The sequence below is a fragment of the Pantoea sp. R102 genome (assembly GCF_004916815.1).
Classification (GTDB): Bacteria; Pseudomonadota; Gammaproteobacteria; order Enterobacterales; family Enterobacteriaceae; genus Pantoea; species Pantoea dispersa.
In genome coordinates this window covers 1-18,898 of sequence record NZ_SDFT01000043.1, presented here as the reverse complement: position 1 = coordinate 18,898, position 18,898 = coordinate 1, and the positions used below count along the sequence as shown (strand labels likewise).

The following is an 18,898-nucleotide window of genomic DNA, read 5'->3' as shown; positions in this document are numbered from 1 at the left end:
GCCTGCGGGCCGGTGACGCTCAGGATTGCTGTTTTTCCGCATCGGTCAGGTAACGCACCTTTCGCGTGTAGTCCTGGCCTTTGAAGCTCAGCGGCTGGTGCGGATCCTGCAAATATTTTTGCCATTCACTTAAGGGAAAGCCGCCATGCGCGCCAATCACCTGCGGTGGAATCACGGCCGACTGACCACCAATGCGTTTCGACACCGGCCAGTTAGCCCATTCGCCCAGATTGACCGTGCGGACATCCAGCAGGTCGAGCAGGGCAGCGAGCGGTAGCTGATCGGTTGGCGGCTGGTCGTCGTTCATCAATTCCCAGGTATCATTAAATAACGTCAGCCACAGCGGACAAATACGCTGCCATGTGCGACGGGAGGCCGCCAGGTAGGCGCCATTCACGTGATCCTGCAAATAAGGGCGAACGGTGTGGTGGTAATAGGCCGGAATATGTTCTTCTGGTGCGCCGGCCAGTTTGGCGATCATCTTGCCCTGACGGAAGCTGCTATACAGATGATGCTCACGCATCGCAATATCCGGCGTTTTCAATAAATTGAGATCGGAATCGATCATCAATATACCTTCACCGGTCGCCTGCAAGGGGGCCTGAAGTTTTATCAGGCGGCTGCGGTAGATCTGTTTATAACGGTAGTTTTCTTCTCGAAACGGCACTTCCAGCGTCACCACGCGCACGCGTGCCGGCAGCGGCGGAAAAGCGCTGGAAGGCTGATCGCTGACGATGACAATTTCGCTGATGGTGTCGGCGCAGCGGCTGGCAAAATAAGCGCTGAGCACCGCTTCTTCAATGTAATCAGCGCCGGTACAGGGAATGACCACAGAACTGACGGCAATTGTGCCCTGCGCATCCGCCTGCGTGGCGGGAATGTTGTGGCGCGAGAGAATATAGCGACGGTGTTTATTTAAAAAATCAAACATGCTTTTTTCTCTCCATGACGTTTTCCAGAATGTTTTCCACGCCCGACACGTAATGTTCAATGCTGTAGCGCTCGCGCACCCGGGCGGCGGCGGCGGCGATTAAACGCTGACGCAGTACAGTATCCTGCCACAGCGCGCTAAGATGCTGACTAAGCTGTTGCGTATTGCCATAGTCAAACAGTAAACCGGTCTCGCGGTGTTGAATTAATTCCGACGTACCGACGACATTCGAACCTATCACCGCCGTATTCACCAGCATCGCTTCCAGCACCACGCGCGGCAGCCCTTCACTGGCTGAGGCGAGAATAAACGTATCGAATGCCGCCAGATAATCCAGCGCGTTATTTTGAAAGCCGGTAAAAATAACCTGCGCGGCAATCCCTTCTTTTTGTGCCAGCTGCTGTAAGTGCTGCTGCTCCGGGCCGGCACCGACGATCACCATTTTCCATTTAGCGGCAGGATGCGCGCGGCTGAATGCACCTAGCGCCTGCAAAATATGATGGTTGGATTTACGCGCAATCAGGGAACCGATGGAGCCGAAAATAAAGGTATCCGCGGGATAATCAAAGCGCTGACGCACCGCCTCACGCACCGGCAGCGGCTGATGAATATCGATAGCGTTGGATACGGTAAAGCAGCGCTGCGCATCAACACCGCTTTCGCTTAAGGTGCGGTGTACGCCCTGTGACACGGCAATCACCGCATCACAATGCCGATTAATCATGTTGACCAGCGCATTATTGAGTAACGGGTCAATGCGGCAGTGCTGAATTAACGCCACGTGAGTCTGTTCAGCGGCGAGATAGCCTTCAACGTTGGTGCTGGGCTGATTATTCATGTACAGCGCATCATAGCCACCGTCGCGTAAAATCGTCGCGATTTGGCGGGCGTTAGGCTGCATGCGCCACTGGCGATCGATGTGGTCGATGGCGCTTTTTTTCACCGCGCGGTTAAAAAACAGCAGGGTGCGCAGCAACTCTTTGGTGATTTTTGCCCAGAGCGGCTGGCGGCGCTGCGCAATAAATAGCACCGGAATGCCGATCGCGTCTAATACCGAGGCAATGGTCTCCTGATTGCCACGCGCATAATTCTGATAAAAACAGCAGGTGATAGCGAAACGCTGGCGATCGATGCGCTTGAGTAATTCCAGCATGCTGTTGGTGCCGCCGCCCCATTCGCGCCCGGTATCCAGCAGCAGAATTTTCTTTCTGGTTGACGTCATCTGTTCCGATATCCTTGCGCGGAAAAGGTGTGGCGTTAAATAAGGCGCAGCCCGCTGCGCCTGATAATCAGAATAGCTGTTTAAGCGACTGCACGAGTGAACTGCCGGTAATGCTCTCTGTCACCACCTCCACCGCACGACTCTGCGGTACGGCAGGCAGCGGCTGGCCCGGCTTACACACGCCAGGCGCGCGGAATACCGGGGTACGCGGTTGCACCGGCGTGCTGGCCGGCGGCGTAGCGCCCTGGCGCAGCGGTTCGTTGAGCAACTGGCTGGGGCGGACGAGGGTGATATCGCCCGGTAGCGTCGGCAACATCTGCTGCAACACCCGTACCGTGGTGGGATGCGGATGGCCAATAGCGATGGCGTAGCCATCACGCTGTGCCAGCTTCACTGCGCGGGTGAACTGGGTGCGAATCGCCGCTTCATTCTGGCTGTCGTCGAGGAATACGCGCCGCTTCAGCACCTTAACCTGCGTGCCCTGTGCGGCCGGGACCGACTGGCTGTTGCCAATGGTCATGCTATCGAGGAAGTAGTAGTTGTAGTGATTGAGCACCTGCATCACTTTCTGCATGCCGGGCAGGCTGGAGGTCATTTTGCTGCCCATATGGTTGTTCAGGCCAACCGCATACGGCACTTTGTTGCTGGCGTCACGCACGATGCGCGCGATCTCTTCGCTGCTCATCTCCGGCGTCAGCGTATCCTTTTCCAGCGGCTGCTTGCTCAGCGGCGCCATCGGCAGGTGAATCAGCACCTCGTGACCGCCCTGATGCGCTTTGGTTGCCATATCCCGCGCATGAGGCGCATTGGGCAGCACCGCCACAGAAATCGCGGCGGGCATCTGCAGCACTTTATTCTCTTCAGCCGGGCGGTAGCCGAAGTCGTCAATGACGATAGCCAGTTTTCCCGCATGGGCGGCAAAGGTGAAAAACAGCCCGCACAGGGCGGCGCTAAGCTTTTGGGACTGAAACAACACTTATCTTCCTAACCACGGCAGTGGGTTGACGGCCTGTCCCTGACGACGAATTTCAAAGTAGAGCGAGGGCGTGCCGCGGCCGCCGCTGGTGCCCACGAGGGCGATAGGCTGTCCTGCCTTCACCTGCGCACCGACGCTCACCAACGCGCTCTGATTGTAGCCATAAAGGCTCATATCGCCTTTACCGTGTTCGACGACCACAACCAGGCCGTAGCCTTGCAGCCAGTCGGCCATCAGCACGCGACCATCAGCAATGGCTTTGACTTCAGTGCCTTCCGGCGCATCAATCACCAGGCCTTTCCAGCGCAGTTCGCCCTGCATTGCTTCACCAAAGCGATGTTCAATGCGACCGCGTACTGGCCAGATGGCCTGTCCGCCCGGCCGGCCAAGGCCGCCGGTGCGCGCCATCAGCTCGCGCTCGCTTTGCGTAGGGGAATAGCTGGAGCCTTTGGCTTTTGCCTGGGCCTGACGCTGGCGCACTTTTTCCGCCTCGCGCGCTTCGCGTTGCGCCCGTTCGCGCGCCTCACGTTCGGCTTTGGCAATTTTGTCCTGCAGGCGGCTTTCGTTCTGGCGCATCTCGACCAGATCGGCCTGGTCTTTCTCCAGCGCGCTCTCCAGTGCGGACAACGTTTTCTTACGCGCGGCGCTGGCGGTTTCCAGCTTGTTCTGTTGCGTCTGCTGCTGCGCTAACAGCGACTTTTGCTGCTCCTGCTTGCCCTGCAGCGCCTGACGCTGCTGCGCCAGTTCCTGCTGAGTCTGCTTAAGCTCGTCGATGTTTTTCTGCCGGGCGGCATTGAGGTAGCCAAAATAGGCCAGAATACGTTCGCTGCGCTGTGCTTCTTCACCGCCGAGCAGCAGCTGTACGCCGTTGTGCTGGCCCTGACGAAACGCGGCATCCAGCTGCTGCGCCAGCAGTTTTTCCTGCTGCGCCTGCTGCTTTTCCAGCCGGGCAATGGCGGCGGTGATTTGGGCGATTTCGCCGTTCAGCGCGCTCAGGCTGTTGCGGGTTTCACGCAGCTGGCGACTGGCCTGGGCAATCACTTTTTCCTGACTCTGCAGCTGATCCAGCAGCTTACTGCGCTGCAGCTTCTGCGCTTTAACGCTTTTCTCTTTTTCGGCGATGTCCTGCTGAATGGACTTTAGCTGCGTTTTGCTGTCATCGGCGCTATGCGCGGCGACGGGCAACAGCAACGCACCCGCACAAAGCAGGCTGAGGGAGATATCGGACCAGCGAAATGACAACGGAGATGCCGGGTCGTTGTAACGGGTCCTTGTGTGTGTAACGGTCGCTTTTCCCTTCATAGTCGATAATTATTCCACGATGAACAGCCGCTTACCAGTTATCCCGGCCGGGTTTTGCTTTACGAAAGATGTCGGCCACAGCTTACCGGGATAAAGATTGTCTCAATTTTGCGATTAGAACACTTTTTTTGGAAAATGACGCACAAATCGTAACTCTGCCCGCTTCGCGACTGTACATGCGAAGTGGCGCAGGTATACTCAGAACCCTTGTTTTAGCTTATTAGCCCCGGTCTGGAGTCGTTACCCCTCATGCAAGAAATTATGCAGTTTGCAAGCAATCACCCCATCCTTAGTCTGGCATGGGTCGCTTTACTTATTCTGGTGATTGTAACCACCGTTAAAGGTATGTTCTCTAAGGTAAAAACCATCAGCCGTGGTGAAGCAACCCACCTGATCAACAAAGAGGACGCGGTGGTGGTAGACGTTCGTTCACGCGACGACTATCGCAAAGGACACATTTCAGGGGCTATTAACGTCGCCGCAGCCGATATCAAAAAAGGCAGCTTCGGCGAGCTGGAAAAGCACAAGTCGCAGCCCATAATTGTGGTATGTGCCACCGGCCAGAGCGCCGCAGAACCGGCAGCCACCCTTAGCGCAGCGGGTTTTGACAAAGTGACCGTGCTGAAAGATGGTGTGAGCGGCTGGAGTGGCGAAAACCTGCCGCTGGTTCGCGGTAAATAACTTCCTGAGGTATCACCGCATGGCTAATGTTGAGATTTACACCAAAGTGACCTGTCCTTACTGCCACCGGGCGAAGGCGTTGCTGGATCAAAAAGGCGTGTCATACCAGGAGATTCCCATTGATGGGGACGCGGTAAAGCGCGAAGAGATGATCAAACGCAGCGGCCGCACCACGGTGCCACAGATCTTTATTGACGCGCAGCACATTGGCGGCTGTGACGATCTCTACGCGCTGGACGGGCGTCAGGGACTCGATCCCTTGCTCCGCGCATAACATTTTCGACCGACAATTTTCACTTAAAGGATTCAGTAACATGTCAGAGCATAGCAGCAACGAAATGCAGTTCCAGATTCAACGCGTTTACACCAAAGACGTCTCATTTGAAGCGCCAAACGCACCTCAGGTTTTCCAGAAAGAGTGGGAACCGGAAGTGAAGCTGGATCTGGACACCGCCTCTTCTCAGCTGGCGGATGAAGTGTATGAAGTCGTGCTGCGCGTTACTGTCACCGCCACCGTGGGCGAAGACACCGCGTTCCTGTGCGAAGTACAGCAGGCCGGTATCTTCACCATCAGCGGTATCGAAGGCACGCAGATGGCACATTGCCTCGGCGCTTACTGCCCGAACATTCTGTTCCCGTATGCGCGTGAATGTGTCACCAGCCTGGTGTCACGCGGTACCTTCCCTCAGCTCAATCTGGCGCCGGTCAACTTTGATGCGCTGTTCATGAATTATCTGCAGCAGCAGGGTGAAGGCGAAGCGCCACGTCAGGATGCCTGATGACTACACTCAACGCTTCGATTAGCGTCATCGGTGCCGGCTCGTACGGCACCGCACTGGCCATTACGCTGGCCCGTAATGGCCACCCGGTGCTGCTGTGGGGCCACAATCCGCAAAGCGTGGCGCAGCTGCAGGCTGACCGATGCAATAGCGCTTTCCTGCCCGATGTTCCTTTCCCCGATAATCTCGTTCCTGAAGCCGATCTGGCCCGCGTCGTCAGCGCCAGCCGCGATCTGCTGGTGGTGGTGCCAAGCCATGTGTTCGGCGACGTGCTGATGCAGCTCAAACCGCTGCTGCGTGCCGACTCACGCATTGTCTGGGCGACCAAAGGACTGGAAAAAGAGACCGGACGGCTGCTGCAGGATGTGGCGCGTGAAATCCTCGGCGACAGCATTCCGCTGGCGGTGATTTCCGGCCCGACCTTTGCCAAAGAGCTGGCGGCCGGTTTGCCGACGGCGATTGCGCTGGCGGCCACTGACGCGCAGTTTGCCGACGATCTGCAGCAAAAGCTGCACTGCGGCAAAAGCTTCCGCGTTTACAACAATCCGGACTTTATCGGCGTGCAGCTGGGCGGCGCAGTGAAAAACGTCATTGCGATTGGTGCTGGAATCTCCGACGGCATTGGCTTTGGCGCCAACGCGCGTACGGCACTCATCACCCGCGGTCTGGCGGAGATGAGCCGTCTTGGTGCTGCGCTGGGTGCCGATCCGACGACCTTTATGGGTATGGCGGGTCTTGGCGATCTGGTGCTGACCTGTACCGATAATCAGTCGCGCAACCGCCGTTTCGGCATGATGCTGGGGCAGGGCGAAAGCGTGGATGAGGCGCAACGCATTATCGGACAAGTTGTAGAAGGCTACAGAAATACCAAAGAAGTCAAAGCATTAGCTGCGCGTGTGGGCGTGGAAATGCCAATAACCGAGCAAATTTATCAGGTATTATATTGCGAAAAATCGGCGCGAGAGGCAGCATTGAGCCTGCTTGGTCGTACAAGGAAGGACGAGAACAGCCAAAGCTAAAGCAGGACGCTTAAGCATTATCACCTGTAGCGCCTAATCGGGCGCTTTTTTATCGGGAGCAAACAGCAATGTCGTCTGAAGAGTTAGAACTGGTCTGGAACCATATCAAAGCCGAAGCCAGAGCGCTGGCCGATTGTGAACCGATGCTGGCCAGTTTTTACCATGCGACCTTGCTCAAGCACGAAAATCTCGGCAGCGCGCTCAGCTACATGCTGGCTAACAAGCTCGCTAACCCGATCATGCCCGCTATCGCCATCCGCGAAATTGTTGAAGAAGCCTATCGTCAGGATCCTGAGATGATTGTCTCGGCCGCGTACGATATTCAGGCGGTGCGTCAGCGCGATCCGGCGGTCGACAAATATTCCACGCCGTTACTCTATCTGAAAGGTTTCCACGCGCTGCAGGCGTACCGTATTGGCCACTGGCTGTGGAAAGAGGGACGGCGCGCGCTGGCGGTGTATCTGCAAAACGAAATCTCGGTCTCATTCGCCGTGGATATTCATCCGGCGGCGCGCATCGGGCGTGGCATCATGCTGGATCACGCCACCGGCATCGTGATTGGTGAAACGGCTGTGGTGGAAAATGACGTCTCCATTCTGCAGTCGGTCACGCTGGGCGGTACCGGTAAAACCAGCGGCGATCGCCATCCGAAGATCCGTGAAGGGGTGATGATTGGCGCGGGGGCCAAAATCCTTGGCAATATTGAAGTCGGGCGCGGTGCCAAAATCGGCGCCGGTTCGGTGGTCTTGCAGCCGGTGCCGCCCCATACCACGGCGGCCGGCGTGCCGGCGCGCATTGTCGGTAAACCAGCCAGCGACAAACCGTCGATGGATATGGATCAGCATTTCACCGGCGCCGGGTTTGAGTACGGCGACGGCATCTAGCCTTTGATCAGCGCGCCCGCATAATCCAGCTGGCGCCACGCCTCATACACCACCACTGAAACTGCATTCGACAGGTTCATGCTGCGGCTCTCCGCGCGCATCGGAATGCGGATCTTCTGTTCTGCCGGTAACGCATTAAGAATTTCTGGCGGTAAGCCACGGCTCTCCGGGCCAAACAGCAGATAGTCGCCCGGCTGATAGCTGACGGCGCTGTGCGCCGGTGTGCCTTTGGTGGTCAGCGCGAATAAGCGCTGTGGCGCTTCCGCCGCCAGAAAAGCGACGTAGCTGGCGTGCTTTTTCAGCGCGGTATATTCATGGTAATCCAGTCCGGCGCGGCGCAGGCGTTTATCATCCCAGGCGAAGCCTAACGGCTCAATCAGGTGCAGCTGAAAGCCGGTATTGGCGCACAGGCGGATGATGTTGCCGGTATTTGGCGGGATTTCAGGTTCAAATAAGACGATGTTTAGCATAAGGCCCCCGGAAACGAGGGCCGCAGCATAGCAAATTATTGCCGGGCGGAGTACAGCGGCAGCCACAGCGTCAGGCGCAGACCGCCTAACGGGCTATCATCGGCTTTCACCCAGCCGCGGTGCTGTTGCACGGCGGTTTCGACAATCGCCAGCCCGAGCCCGGTGCCGCCGGATTCACGGTCACGCGCTTCATCGGTGCGGTAGAACGGACGGAAAATCTGCTCGCGATCTTCCGGGCTGACGCCGGGACCGTCGTCGTCGACGTGCACGGTAATGCCCTGAATATCCACGGCAAAGCTAACGCTGATGTGCGTGTGCGAATAGCGCAGCGCGTTGCGCACAATGTTCTCCAGCGCGCTTTCCAGCGCGTGCGGGTTACCGTACAGCGGCCACGGACCGGGCGGATACGGCACGTCCATGGTTTTACCCATCTGCTCCGCTTCGAATTTGGCATCTTCCAGCACGCCATTCCACAGCTGGTTGGCCTTCATCGCTTCGCTCACCAGCGCGTTCTTATGCTGGGTGCGCGACAGTACCAGCAAGTCGTTGATCATGCCGTCCAGACGCTGCGCTTCGGTCTCAATACGCTCCAGTTCTTTGCCTTCGCCATGACGCCGGCGCAGTAGCGCAGTCGCCAGCTGCAGACGCGTCAGCGGCGTGCGTAATTCATGGCTGATATCCGACAGCAGTCGCTGCTGTGCCGTCATCATGCGTTCGAGCGCGCTCACCATCTGGTTGAAACTGGAGCCGGCTGCGAGAAATTCCTGCGGGCCCGATTCCAGTTCCGGATGCTGACGCAAATTTCCGCTCGCCACTTCATCCGCTGCATGTTTTAGTTTGCGTGCCGGACGCGCCAGGCTCCACGCCAGCCACAGCAGCAGCGGTGAGCTGATTAACATCGTGACGATGAGCAGCAGCAGAGGACGGTCAAACAGCAGGTTGACGAAATCGAGCTGGGAACTGGTGGCGGGACGGATCAGATACAGCTGGTAATTGTCTTCGCCGTCGCGCACCGCGAAGGGGCCGACCATCTCGACGCGGCCATACTTTTTCTTCTGCGGATGATCGGCATTATCGGACTGGCCGATAAAGTTACGGATCACCTGCATTTCATTGTGCTGCGCACCGATCACCCGTCCTTCGCTGGTCACCAGCAGCAGGCGCTGACCGGGCGGTGCCCATTTGTCGATGGCGCGAAACAGCCGGCGCCACCACATCAGGTCGTTGGGCGGATCCTGTGACAGCTCCGCCTCAACGTGTTGCTCAATCATGGTGCCCTGGCGCTGTTCGCTCTCCATCAGCGAGGTCATCTGGCGCGAATCGAGTTTGGGCACCATCAGTACCAGCATCAACACCAGCGCCAGGGTGAGCCAGAAGATGGCGAAGATGCGGGTGGTCAAACTTCCAATCATGATGCCGAAACCATCAGATAGCCGCGTCCGCGCAGAGTTTTGAACCACGGATGACCATCACGACGTTCCGGCAGCTTACGACGCAGGTTGGAGATGTGCATATCGATGGCGCGGTCAAACGGCGTCAGGCGCTTGCCCAGCACTTCCTGGCTGAGATGCTCGCGTGACACCACCTGGCCAAGATGCTGCGCCAGTAAGTAGAGCAGGGTGAACTCGGTGCCGGTGAGATCCAGCGTTTCGCTGTCGAAGCTGGCTTCCTGACGGCCCGGATTCAGGCGCAGGCAATCCACTTCCAGCGTCGGTGAGCTGTTATCGTGCTGTTGCTGCTGTTCGCTCCAGTTGGAACGGCGCAGAATCGCACGGATACGCGCCACCAGTTCGCGATCGTTGAACGGCTTTGGCAGATAGTCATCCGCGCCCAGTTCCAGGCCCAGAACGCGGTCCAGCTCGCTACCGCGGGCGGTCAGCATGATGACAGGGGTTTGATGTTGCTGGCGTAGCTCTTTTAACGTGTCGATACCGTTCTTCTTCGGCATCATGACATCGAGCAAAAGCAGGTCGACGGTGTTGTCCAGCAGATTGAGCGCCTGCTCGCCATCGCTGGCGACAATCACCTCAAAACCTTCCATTTCAAGCAGTTCTTTAAGCAGCGAAGTCAATTCGCGGTCGTCATCAACCAACAGGATTTTATTCATTTTTTGTTGCCCTCCGCAGGCAAAATACCGTGTTCCTATAGTGGCAATCCAACGCTTTACGTAGTTTTACACCCCCTGACGGATGTTTGCAGCTGTCGCCGTACACTAGCTCTCGTTGAATCGCAAAACGGAACGAACCGGGAGTAAACGATGCGCTACTTAACCGCCGTCGTCTTTGCCTCAGCGATGGTTCTCAGTCACGCCAGCGCAGAAGCAGCAGACACGACGACGATTGACGAGATGCATCATAACGGCGGATTGACGACAGGCAGTATGACGCAAAATCCGCAAAGCCACATGTTCGATGGCATTGAGCTGACTGAACAACAGCGGCAACAGATGCGCGACCTGATGCAGCAAGCGCGCCATGAACGCCCGGTGTTAAGCGTTCAGGACATAGAAACTATGCATGACCTTGTCATTGCAGACAAATTTAACGAATCGGCTATTCGCCAGCAGGCAGAGAAACAGGCCCGCGAGCAGGTAGAACTGCAAATCGAGATGGCCCGGGTTCGTAATCAGATGTATCACCTGCTAACGCCTGCACAGCAAGCGACATTGCAGAAGAATTTTGAGCGGCGCCTGAATGAAGCGCGTCGGCTCTCCGGATTGCAGCCATCATCACCGCTGCAAGCAGTGAGTAGTACCAGCAGTAACCAGTAACATAGTATCCCTGTTTTCCTTGCCATAGACACCATCCCTGTCTTCCCCGCCATGATGGCGGGGTTTTTTTTGCCCTGAATTCGCGGGCAAACTGCATCCGTTTCGCTATCCTGTCACGCAGTCTGCACGGGACGGTGATAAACTTGAGCCATTTTCCACTGCATGGCGTGCTGCAGCGCCTGACGAGGCAAGGCATGGAACCTTCCTACGCAAAACTGGTAAACCGCGCGGCGCTGGCGGCGACCACGCTGGCAACGCTGTTGCTAATCGTGAAAATTTTCGCCTGGTGGTACACCGGTTCGGTCAGCGTGCTGGCGGCGCTGGTGGATTCGCTGGTCGATATCGCCGCGTCACTGACCAATCTGCTGGTGGTGCGCTATTCATTGCAGCCTGCCGATGACGATCACACCTTTGGTCATGGTAAAGCGGAATCGCTGGCGGCACTGGCGCAAAGCATGTTTATCTCCGGATCGGCGCTGTTTTTGTTTCTTACCGGGCTACAGCATCTGGCCACGCCGGAAACGCTGCGCGCGCCGCTGGTTGGCGTAGTCGTGACGCTGATCGCCCTCAGCTCCACGCTGGTGCTGGTCGCTTTTCAGCGCTGGGTGGTGCGGCGTACCCGCAGCCAGGCGATTCGCGCGGACATGCTGCATTATCAGTCGGATGTGGTGATGAACGGTGCCATTCTGGTTGCGCTGGGCTTAAGCAGTTATGGTTTTAAGCGTGCGGATGCGCTGTTTGCGCTCGGCATCGGCGTATATATCCTCTATAACGCGCTGCGCATGGGCTATGAAGCGGTGCAGTCGCTGCTGGATCGTGCGCTGCCGGAGCAGGAAAAACAGGCGATTATCGCGCTGGTAAGCCACTGGCCCGGCGTGCGCGGTGCCCATGCGTTACGTACGCGGCAGTCTGGCCCGACGCGGTTTATTCAGCTTCATCTGGAGATGGACGATCATCTCCCGCTGGTGCAGGCGCATCAGGTGGCCGATCAAATTGAGCAGGCATTACGGCAAAAATTTCCCGGCTCAGATGTGATCATTCATCAGGACCCCTGTTCTGTCGTGCCGCAAAATCAGCAGGGTTTTTTTCAGTTTTAGCCGTTATAAAACATAGCATTGCGTGAAAAAAATGACGTAACGCTAACAACTCTGTAAAAAATTAGCGAAAACTTGTCTGACCTGAATCAATTCAGCATCAAGCCTTTGATATACTATCTGCAACTATTAAGCCGTGCGATCGCGAGCTGGTCCACACCGGTCGACAGGCAGGAATAATCCTTAGTTTTGAACAATCCAGAGGTTGTCATGATCAAAAAAATCGGAGTACTGACCAGCGGCGGCGACGCCCCAGGCATGAACGCAGCCATTCGCGGAGTTGTCCGTTCCGCGCTGAGTGAAGGCCTTGAAGTTTTTGGTATCTATGACGGCTATCTGGGTTTGTACGAAGACCGCATGATCAACCTCGACCGCTACAGCGTGTCGGACATGATTAACCGCGGCGGCACCTTCCTCGGCTCGGCGCGTTTCCCGGAGTTCCGCAACGAAGAAGTACGTCAGGTCGCGATCGAAAACATGAAAAAACGCGGCATTGATGCGCTGGTGGTAATCGGCGGTGACGGTTCTTACATGGGTGCCAAACGCCTGACCGAAATGGGTTTCCCGTGCATCGGCCTGCCGGGCACCATCGACAATGACGTCGCCGGTACCGATTACACCATCGGTTATTTCACCGCGCTGGAAACCGTGGTTGAAGCGATTGACCGTCTGCGCGACACCTCTTCTTCGCATCAGCGTATCTCCATCGTAGAAGTGATGGGCCGCTACTGCGGTGACCTGACCTTAGCGGCGGCCATCGCTGGTGGCTGTGAGTTCATCGTGCTGCCTGAAATCCCTTACACGCGCGAAGAGCTGGTGGCAGAAATCCAGGCTGGCATTGCGAAAGGTAAAAAACACGCCATCGTGGCGATCACCGAACACATCTGTGACATCGACGATCTGGCGCACTTTATTGAAGCGGAAACCAAGCGTGAAACCCGTGCCACCGTGCTCGGCCACATCCAGCGCGGCGGTGCGCCATGCGCTTACGACCGCATTCTGGCATCACGCATGGGCGCTTATTCAATTGAGCTGCTGCTGCAGGGCTACGGCGGTCGCTGCGTGGGTATTCAGAACGAGAAGATGGTACATCATGACATCATCGACGCTATCGAAAACATGAAGCGTCCGTTCAAGCGTGACTGGCTGGATACCGCGAAAAAACTCTACTAATCAACGATAAATCGGGCGCGATCGCTTTCGCGCCCTTTTTTATGCCTTGCTATATTCTCCATAGTTATAACAGTTTATTTTTAATTCTTTAATCCATGGATTGCTTTGTGTCAGTCTTGTTCTATAACGATCTCGGGAGAGCAAGCAATGAACAAGTGGAGTATTGGTGTCACCCTGTTACTGGCTTCAACCAGTGTTCTGGCAAAGGATATTCAGCTGTTAAACGTCTCTTACGATCCAACCCGTGAGCTGTACGAGCAGTACAACAAAGCATTTAGCGCGCACTACAAGCAGGAAACCGGCGATAACGTGGTGATCCGCCAGTCGCACGGCGGTTCGGGTAAGCAGGCGACGTCCGTGATCAATGGCATCCGCGCAGATGTGGTGACGCTGGCGCTGCAGTCCGACGTGGATGCTATTGCTGACCGTGGTCGTATCGATAAAAACTGGATCAAGCGTCTGCCGGACAACTCGGCACCTTATACTTCCACCATCGTGTTCCTGGTACGCAAAGGCAATCCTAAAGGCATTCATGACTGGCCAGATCTGATTAAGCCAGGCGTTTCCGTGATCACGCCAAATCCGAAAACCTCCGGCGGCGCACGCTGGAACTATCTGGCGGCCTGGGGCTGGGCGCTGGACCAGAACCACGGTGACCAGGCCAAAGCGCTGGCTTACGTCCGGGCGCTATTCAAAAACGTTGAAGTGCAGGATTCCGGTGCACGTGGCGCGACCAATACCTTCGTTGAGCGCGGTATCGGTGATGTGCTGATTGCATGGGAAAACGAAGCCTATCTGGCCGTCGATAAGCTGGGCAAAGATAAGTTTGAAATCGTTACGCCGAGCGAATCAATCCTTGCCGAACCGACGGTCTCCGTGGTCGATAAAGTGGTGGATGAGCAGGGCACGCGTAAAGTGGCAGAAGAGTATCTGAAATATCTCTACTCACCGGAAGGCCAGACCATCGCGGCACAAAACTATTATCGTCCGCGCGATCCTGAGGTGGCGAAGAAGTTTGCCAGCAGCTTCGCGCCGGTTAAGCTGTTCACCATCGATGACAAGTTCGGCGGCTGGAGCAAAGCGCAGAAAGCGCACTTTGCCGATGGCGGCAGCTACGATCAGGTCATGAAACCGTAACCGCGTTTTCATCATGACGAAACGGTCAGCCCTGCGCTGGCCGTTTTGCTTTACGGCGCGGAAAAAGCCGTGACTTTCCGCTGGCGACAGGTGAGGATGCTGACAGCTCATCACTGAGGATCTGGCCATGCAGGCGCGCCGCCGTAGTGTTACGTTGCTGATTATCGCGTTCATCCTTCTGATTGCCGGGCTGATCGCCGGTGCGGTGCATTTACATAAAAACGCCGATGCGCTGTGGCAGATTGTCAGCGAAAAGTGCGTACCGGACATGACGCAACGCGGTAATCCTGCCCCCTGTCAGCAGGTCAATCTGGCGCAGGGTTACGTCACGCTCAAAGATCTGAATGGCCCACTGCAATATCTGCTAATGCCGATAGCAAAAATCACCGGCATGGAAAGCCCGATCCTTCTCGATCCCACCACACCCAATCTGTTTGCCGCCGCCTGGCAGCAGCGCCGCCTGCTGGCGCAGAAACGCGGTGCGCCTGTCGACGACCGCGTGCTGTCGCTGGCCATCAACGCGCAGTATGGTCGTACGCAGAATCAGCTGCACATTCATATCTCCTGCCTGCGACCGGATGTGCGCCAGCAGCTGGATACGCTGGCACCGAAGCTGAATGCGCAGTGGCAGACGGCAACGCTGCTGCGGCATACCTGGCTGATTCGCACGCTGAGCACCGCCGAACTGGCGCAGCAGAGCGTGTTTATCCGGCTGGCAGAGGAGGTGCCGCATGCGCGCGGTGAGATGGGCAAATACGGGCTGGCGCTGGCCCGGTTGCCGGATGGACGCCTGGCGCTGCTGGCGCTGGAGCGCAACTGGCTGAAGCTGAATCGCGGTTCGGCGGAAGAACTGCAGGATCACCAGTGCCGTTTGCTGGAGTAAGTCGCGTCGCGACCGATCAGGCAATAAAAAAGGCGGCTTATCAGCCGCCTTTCTTTGCGTCAGCAACTTACGCGTTTTTGGCTGCTGCAGCGGCTTTGACGATCACCGCGAAAGCGTCGGCCTTCAGTGACGCACCGCCCACCAGCGCGCCGTCGATGTCCGGCTGAGTGAACAGTTCTGCGGCGTTTTTGTCGTTAACCGAACCGCCGTACTGAATGATTACCTGCTCAGCGATAGCGGCATCTTTCTTCGCGATGTGATCACGAATGAATTTGTGTACTGCCTGCGCCTGCGCTGGGGTCGCTGATTTGCCGGTACCGATGGCCCAGACTGGCTCATAGGCGATAACCGCGCCTTCGAAGGCCGCTGCGCCCTGGGTTTCCAGCACGGCGTCGATCTGACGTGCGCACACTTCTTCAGTTTTGCCGGCTTCGTTCTCGGCTTCGGTCTCACCGATGCACAGCACCGGTACCAGGCCTGCGGCCTTCAGCACGGCGAATTTCTTCGCGATGAACTCGTCGCTCTCTTTATGGTAGGTGCGGCGCTCAGAGTGGCCGATGATGATGTATTTCGCGCCGATGTCTTTCAGCATCTCGGCAGAGGTTTCACCGGTGAAAGCGCCAGACAGGTTCACGTCCACGTTCTGCGCACCCAGCGCAATGTGGCTGCCGGAAATGGCGTGTTTGGCCTGATCCAGATAGATCGCTGGCGGAGCAATCGCCACACCGCAGCCTTCCACACCTGACAGCTCTTTGCGCAGGCCTTCAATCAGCTCGCCCGCCATGTGCTTGCTGCCATTCAGTTTCCAGTTACCCATAACCAGTGGATGTCGCATTCTTTCCTCCGCATAACGCGATTCATGAAATAGCGCTGCCATCGGGGCAGCGATGTCTGCCAGACAGTATAGAGATCAAATGGGGCGCTGGCTTTGCTTTTCGTCATTTTTGCCGGGGAGATCAGGGGCTAGCGAGCGCCAGTTTGATGGGCTCAACGGCGAAGGTCAGCCCTTTGTCGCCGTTGTCTGCAACCACAAAGCGCAGCGCACCTTCAGTGCGGGAAAAATAGCGTGCGCCCTTGCCGGCGCTGAGCAGGCCGTCGAGCTTCTTGTGTCCCTCATCCGCTGACAAACCGGGCACAAAAAAGCGCAGTAGCGCAGTCATGTAATCCATGGCGCGTGTCTGTGCCGCTTTCATATCCGGGCCAGGCACCGGCAGCCAGGTAATCTGCAGCGTTTTAATCTTGCCGGTGCCCTGTTCCAGCGCGGTAGAGGCATACAGCGTTTCGCTGATTTTGCTGGCGGCACGTGTCAGGTGGCTCTTGTCATCGCGGTTATCGATGGCGCGATACTCCTGCAGCGGGAGGTCAGGATTGGCGGCGTTATACTTTTCGCGGAACTGCGCGATGGTCATATCAAAGGTGGGCGCACCCGCCAGCAGATACGGCGCCGCAGGCAGGTGATCGTTGCGATCCTGCGCGGGCGCGTCCTCCGCCCAGGCGGGAAATGTCAGTGCGACGCTGAGCAGCAGCGCGACTGGCAGATTCTTCATTGCTTCGGCCCTAAATCATTCACTTAGCCCACGATTAGAACGGTTTTTACCGCTGAAAGTCAAAACCCGCGCCGGGAAAAATCTGACATTTTGCTGCCGGCACGATTACCAGTAATGCTCGCTGGTCATGTGGCCGGGTTTACGTTTGAAATGCTTACGCATATCGCGGCTATCTTTCAGCAATTGCTGGGTATCGCGCACCATTTGCGGGTTACCGCACAGCATCACGTGGCTGGTATCGGCGAGCATCGGCAGGCCCACGGCGTTTTCCAGTTCTCCGCTCTCGATCAGCTGCGGTACGCGGCCATGCAGTGAACCGGGCATCTGCTCGCGGCTAACCACCGTCTGAATGTGCAGCTTGCCCTGATAACGCTGCTGTAGCTGCTGCATCAGCGGCAGAAAACTCAGGTCGGCGGCATAGCGCGCAGCGTGCACCAGCACAATGTTGTCGAAGCGCTCCAGCCCTTCGCCCTGTTGCAAAATCGACAGATACGGGCCGATCGCCGTGCCGGTCGCCAGCATCCACAGCGTCTGGCAGTCGGGGATCTCATCCAGCACAAAGAAACCGGCCGCCTCTTTGGTCACCATCACCTGATCGCCGGGCTGCAGCGCCTGTAAACGCGGGCTGAGCTTCCCTTCCGGCACCGTTACCAGATAGAACTCCAGCAGCGGATCGTGCGGCGCGTTGACGTAGGAGTAGGCGCGCTGCACGCGCTCGCCGTCGACTTCCAGCGCCAGCTTGGCAAACTGGCCGGCGGTAAAAGGGTCGATGGGCGCCGTGACGCGCAGGCTGAACAGTGCGTCGGTCCAGTTTTTCACTTCTTTTACTTCTGCATTGACCCACTCTGCCATGTTCGCTCCTGATGATTGATAATTGGTCTCTTTCTATCTTCGTCAGCCCGGCACCAGATTTCCAGCCCCGCAGCGGTCAAAGGGCTCTCTGCGACAAATCGTCCGCACACATCAGCAACTGTAGCGGCCACGTTACAGCCTGGTACAGAAGCTTGACGGTGCCTGTGCTGCCTCTTTACGCCCGCCTCTCGCTTTGTGCGCAATTCCTGATATTTTTGCCGCCATAACTCTCCGGCAGCCCTGTTTAGTGCTGTCATTACTTTGTTTCTCAGGCAGACATTTTGTTCCATGATGATGAGTAATACGCAAAACCGCTTCCTGCTGTTCATGCTGATTGTGCTGGTGGCGGTCGGGCAGATGGCGCAGACCATCTATGTGCCCGCCATGGCGAACATGGCAGAGGCGCTTAACGTACGCAGCGGCGCCATGCAGCAGGTGATGGCGGCCTATCTGATGACCTACGGCGGATCGCAGCTGATCTACGGGCCGCTGTCGGACAGTATTGGCCGGCGTCCGGTGATCCTCTCGGGAATGTCGATCTTCGCGGCGGGCGCGCTGATCGCCCTGTTTGCGCCGTCGCTGAGTGTGCTGGTGCTGGGCAGTGCGGTGCAGGGACTGGGTACCGGCGTGGCTGGCGTGATGGCGCGCACCATGCCGCGCGATCTTTACTCCGGCATTGCGCTGCGCCAGGCCAACAGCCTGCTCAACATGGGCATTCTGGTCAGCCCGCTGCTGGCGCCGGTAATCGGCGCGCTGCTGGCCCATCTGTTTGGCTGGCACGCCTGCTTTGCTTTCCTGCTGCTGCTGTGTGTTGGCGTAACGGCGGCAATGGCCCGCTGGCTCCCGGAGACCCGTCCGGTGGATGCGCCCGCGACACCGTTTCTGCGCCGCTACATCACGCTGCTCAGCGACGGCAACTTTGTGCGTTATCTGCTACTGCTGATCGGCGCGCTGGCAGGCATTGCGGTATTTGAAGCCAGCTGTGGCGTACTGATGGCGGGCGTGCTGGGGCTCGACGGGCTGACGGTGAGTATTTTGTTCATCCTGCCGATTCCGGCGGCCTTTTTCGGTGCCTGGTTTGCCGGCCGCGAGCAGAAATCCTGGCATACGCTGATGTGGTACGGCGTGAACAGCTGCCTGCTGGCGGGCCTGCTGATGTGGCTGCCGGCGTGGTTTGG

At 57.3% G+C, this 18,898-nt stretch carries 21 protein-coding genes; 11 read left to right on the top strand and 10 right to left on the bottom strand.

The genetic code is table 11. The annotated features are described in order from the left end of the window. Positions 1-19 precede the first annotated feature (19 nt). The 4 genes from ERD80_RS05920 to envC all read right to left on the bottom strand — a co-directional run bounded on the left by ERD80_RS05920 (position 20) and on the right by envC (position 4,431). Positions 20-931: a hypothetical protein gene (locus ERD80_RS05920; protein WP_021507059.1), complete on the bottom strand. Its 912-nt coding sequence runs from the start codon at positions 929-931 to the stop codon at positions 20-22. After that, a complete protein-coding gene (locus ERD80_RS05915; RefSeq protein WP_136546190.1) occupies positions 924-2,153 on the bottom strand; it encodes a glycosyltransferase in 1,230 nt (409 codons plus the stop codon). Before ERD80_RS05915 ends, ERD80_RS05920 begins: the two co-directional genes overlap by 8 nt. 67 nt (positions 2,154-2,220) lie before the next feature. Continuing rightward, on the bottom strand, positions 2,221-3,126 hold the full coding sequence (locus tag ERD80_RS05910) for a divergent polysaccharide deacetylase family protein (RefSeq protein ID WP_136546216.1): 906 nt from the start codon (positions 3,124-3,126) through the stop codon (positions 2,221-2,223). Between the two features lie 3 nt (positions 3,127-3,129). Beyond that, on the bottom strand, positions 3,130-4,431 hold the full coding sequence (gene envC, locus ERD80_RS05905) for a murein hydrolase activator EnvC (RefSeq protein ID WP_136546188.1): 1,302 nt from the start codon (positions 4,429-4,431) through the stop codon (positions 3,130-3,132). Between the two features lie 249 nt (positions 4,432-4,680). Between envC and ERD80_RS05900 the strand changes: the two genes are divergently transcribed. From ERD80_RS05900 to cysE, 5 genes are all read left to right on the top strand, one after another. Continuing rightward, complete coding sequence (locus ERD80_RS05900; protein ID WP_021507055.1) at positions 4,681-5,112, top strand: rhodanese-like domain-containing protein; 432 nt, start codon at positions 4,681-4,683, stop codon at positions 5,110-5,112. Between the two features lie 19 nt (positions 5,113-5,131). Then, entirely contained in the window at positions 5,132-5,386 is a 255-nt protein-coding gene (gene grxC, locus ERD80_RS05895; RefSeq protein WP_010616518.1) for a glutaredoxin 3, read from the top strand. A gap of 40 nt (positions 5,387-5,426) precedes the next feature. Further along, complete coding sequence (secB, locus tag ERD80_RS05890) at positions 5,427-5,891, top strand: protein-export chaperone SecB (RefSeq protein WP_021507054.1); 465 nt, start codon at positions 5,427-5,429, stop codon at positions 5,889-5,891. Further along, on the top strand, positions 5,891-6,910 hold the full coding sequence (gpsA, locus tag ERD80_RS05885; RefSeq protein WP_136546186.1) for an NAD(P)H-dependent glycerol-3-phosphate dehydrogenase: 1,020 nt from the start codon (positions 5,891-5,893) through the stop codon (positions 6,908-6,910). Before secB ends, gpsA begins: the two co-directional genes overlap by 1 nt. Positions 6,911-6,978: 68 nt before the next feature. Then, complete coding sequence (cysE, locus tag ERD80_RS05880; RefSeq protein ID WP_021507052.1) at positions 6,979-7,794, top strand: serine O-acetyltransferase; 816 nt, start codon at positions 6,979-6,981, stop codon at positions 7,792-7,794. Here the strand turns inward: cysE and trmL are convergent. From trmL to cpxR, 3 genes are read right to left on the bottom strand one after another with little or no spacing between them, the layout of a single operon-like run. Then, positions 7,791-8,264, bottom strand: coding sequence for a tRNA (uridine(34)/cytosine(34)/5-carboxymethylaminomethyluridine(34)-2'-O)-methyltransferase TrmL (trmL, locus tag ERD80_RS05875; protein WP_058775484.1), 474 nt, complete (start codon positions 8,262-8,264; stop codon positions 7,791-7,793). The two genes, cysE and trmL, sit on opposite strands and share 4 nt — an antisense overlap. 35 nt (positions 8,265-8,299) lie before the next feature. Next, complete coding sequence (gene cpxA / locus ERD80_RS05870) at positions 8,300-9,676, bottom strand: envelope stress sensor histidine kinase CpxA (protein WP_031279625.1); 1,377 nt, start codon at positions 9,674-9,676, stop codon at positions 8,300-8,302. Then, the gene (cpxR, locus tag ERD80_RS05865; RefSeq protein WP_007885339.1) at positions 9,673-10,371 is read right to left on the bottom strand and encodes an envelope stress response regulator transcription factor CpxR; all 699 of its coding nucleotides are present in this window, start codon (positions 10,369-10,371) and stop codon (positions 9,673-9,675) included. Before cpxR ends, cpxA begins: the two co-directional genes overlap by 4 nt. Positions 10,372-10,521: 150 nt before the next feature. On the opposite strand from cpxR, the gene cpxP reads away from it, so the two are divergent. The 5 genes from cpxP (at position 10,522) to ERD80_RS05840 (ending at position 15,321) form a co-directional block, all read left to right on the top strand. Beyond that, the gene (gene cpxP, locus ERD80_RS05860; protein WP_021507049.1) at positions 10,522-11,034 is read left to right on the top strand and encodes a cell-envelope stress modulator CpxP; all 513 of its coding nucleotides are present in this window, start codon (positions 10,522-10,524) and stop codon (positions 11,032-11,034) included. Positions 11,035-11,228: 194 nt separating this feature from the next. Further along, on the top strand, positions 11,229-12,131 hold the full coding sequence (gene fieF, locus ERD80_RS05855; protein WP_058775485.1) for a CDF family cation-efflux transporter FieF: 903 nt from the start codon (positions 11,229-11,231) through the stop codon (positions 12,129-12,131). 207 nt (positions 12,132-12,338) lie between these two features. Further along, on the top strand, positions 12,339-13,301 hold the full coding sequence (pfkA, locus tag ERD80_RS05850) for a 6-phosphofructokinase (protein WP_021507047.1): 963 nt from the start codon (positions 12,339-12,341) through the stop codon (positions 13,299-13,301). A gap of 147 nt (positions 13,302-13,448) precedes the next feature. After that, positions 13,449-14,438, top strand: a complete 990-nt coding sequence (locus tag ERD80_RS05845) for a sulfate ABC transporter substrate-binding protein (protein WP_104094244.1) — start codon at positions 13,449-13,451, stop codon at positions 14,436-14,438. Positions 14,439-14,565: 127 nt separating this feature from the next. Then, positions 14,566-15,321 carry a CDP-diacylglycerol diphosphatase gene (locus ERD80_RS05840; RefSeq protein WP_104094243.1) on the top strand — a complete coding sequence of 252 codons (756 nt, stop codon included), beginning with the start codon at positions 14,566-14,568 and terminating at the stop codon, positions 15,319-15,321. Between the two features lie 67 nt (positions 15,322-15,388). Here the strand turns inward: ERD80_RS05840 and tpiA are convergent, their stop codons facing one another. The 3 genes from tpiA to fpr all read right to left on the bottom strand — a co-directional run bounded on the left by tpiA (position 15,389) and on the right by fpr (position 17,720). Then, positions 15,389-16,156: a triose-phosphate isomerase gene (gene tpiA / locus ERD80_RS05835; protein WP_031279624.1), complete on the bottom strand. Its 768-nt coding sequence runs from the start codon at positions 16,154-16,156 to the stop codon at positions 15,389-15,391. A gap of 121 nt (positions 16,157-16,277) precedes the next feature. Further along, on the bottom strand, positions 16,278-16,868 hold the full coding sequence (locus ERD80_RS05830) for a YiiQ family protein (protein WP_058775487.1): 591 nt from the start codon (positions 16,866-16,868) through the stop codon (positions 16,278-16,280). Between the two features lie 105 nt (positions 16,869-16,973). Further along, positions 16,974-17,720: a ferredoxin--NADP(+) reductase gene (gene fpr / locus ERD80_RS05825; RefSeq protein WP_136546184.1), complete on the bottom strand. Its 747-nt coding sequence runs from the start codon at positions 17,718-17,720 to the stop codon at positions 16,974-16,976. Positions 17,721-18,011: 291 nt separating this feature from the next. Here fpr and ERD80_RS05820 point away from each other — a divergent pair. After that, positions 18,012-18,898, top strand: an 887-nt coding sequence (locus ERD80_RS05820; RefSeq protein ID WP_211145568.1) for an MFS transporter, incomplete at its 3' end; no start/stop codon positions are given.

Coding starts and splice junctions, on each gene's coding strand:
- ERD80_RS05920 (WP_021507059.1), bottom strand. CDS start 931: ATGTTTGATTTTTTAAATAAACACCGTCGCTATATTCTCTCGCGCCAC.
- ERD80_RS05915 (WP_136546190.1), bottom strand. CDS start 2,153: ATGACGTCAACCAGAAAGAAAATTCTGCTGCTGGATACCGGGCGCGAA.
- envC (WP_136546188.1), bottom strand. CDS start 4,431: ATGAAGGGAAAAGCGACCGTTACACACACAAGGACCCGTTACAACGAC.
- ERD80_RS05900 (WP_021507055.1), top strand. CDS start 4,681: ATGCAAGAAATTATGCAGTTTGCAAGCAATCACCCCATCCTTAGTCTG.
- grxC (WP_010616518.1), top strand. CDS start 5,132: ATGGCTAATGTTGAGATTTACACCAAAGTGACCTGTCCTTACTGCCAC.
- secB (WP_021507054.1), top strand. CDS start 5,427: ATGTCAGAGCATAGCAGCAACGAAATGCAGTTCCAGATTCAACGCGTT.
- gpsA (WP_136546186.1), top strand. CDS start 5,891: ATGACTACACTCAACGCTTCGATTAGCGTCATCGGTGCCGGCTCGTAC.
- cysE (WP_021507052.1), top strand. CDS start 6,979: ATGTCGTCTGAAGAGTTAGAACTGGTCTGGAACCATATCAAAGCCGAA.
- trmL (WP_058775484.1), bottom strand. CDS start 8,264: ATGCTAAACATCGTCTTATTTGAACCTGAAATCCCGCCAAATACCGGC.
- cpxA (WP_031279625.1), bottom strand. CDS start 9,676: ATGATTGGAAGTTTGACCACCCGCATCTTCGCCATCTTCTGGCTCACC.
- cpxR (WP_007885339.1), bottom strand. CDS start 10,371: ATGAATAAAATCCTGTTGGTTGATGACGACCGCGAATTGACTTCGCTG.
- cpxP (WP_021507049.1), top strand. CDS start 10,522: ATGCGCTACTTAACCGCCGTCGTCTTTGCCTCAGCGATGGTTCTCAGT.
- fieF (WP_058775485.1), top strand. CDS start 11,229: ATGGAACCTTCCTACGCAAAACTGGTAAACCGCGCGGCGCTGGCGGCG.
- pfkA (WP_021507047.1), top strand. CDS start 12,339: ATGATCAAAAAAATCGGAGTACTGACCAGCGGCGGCGACGCCCCAGGC.
- ERD80_RS05845 (WP_104094244.1), top strand. CDS start 13,449: ATGAACAAGTGGAGTATTGGTGTCACCCTGTTACTGGCTTCAACCAGT.
- ERD80_RS05840 (WP_104094243.1), top strand. CDS start 14,566: ATGCAGGCGCGCCGCCGTAGTGTTACGTTGCTGATTATCGCGTTCATC.
- tpiA (WP_031279624.1), bottom strand. CDS start 16,156: ATGCGACATCCACTGGTTATGGGTAACTGGAAACTGAATGGCAGCAAG.
- ERD80_RS05830 (WP_058775487.1), bottom strand. CDS start 16,868: ATGAAGAATCTGCCAGTCGCGCTGCTGCTCAGCGTCGCACTGACATTT.
- fpr (WP_136546184.1), bottom strand. CDS start 17,720: ATGGCAGAGTGGGTCAATGCAGAAGTAAAAGAAGTGAAAAACTGGACC.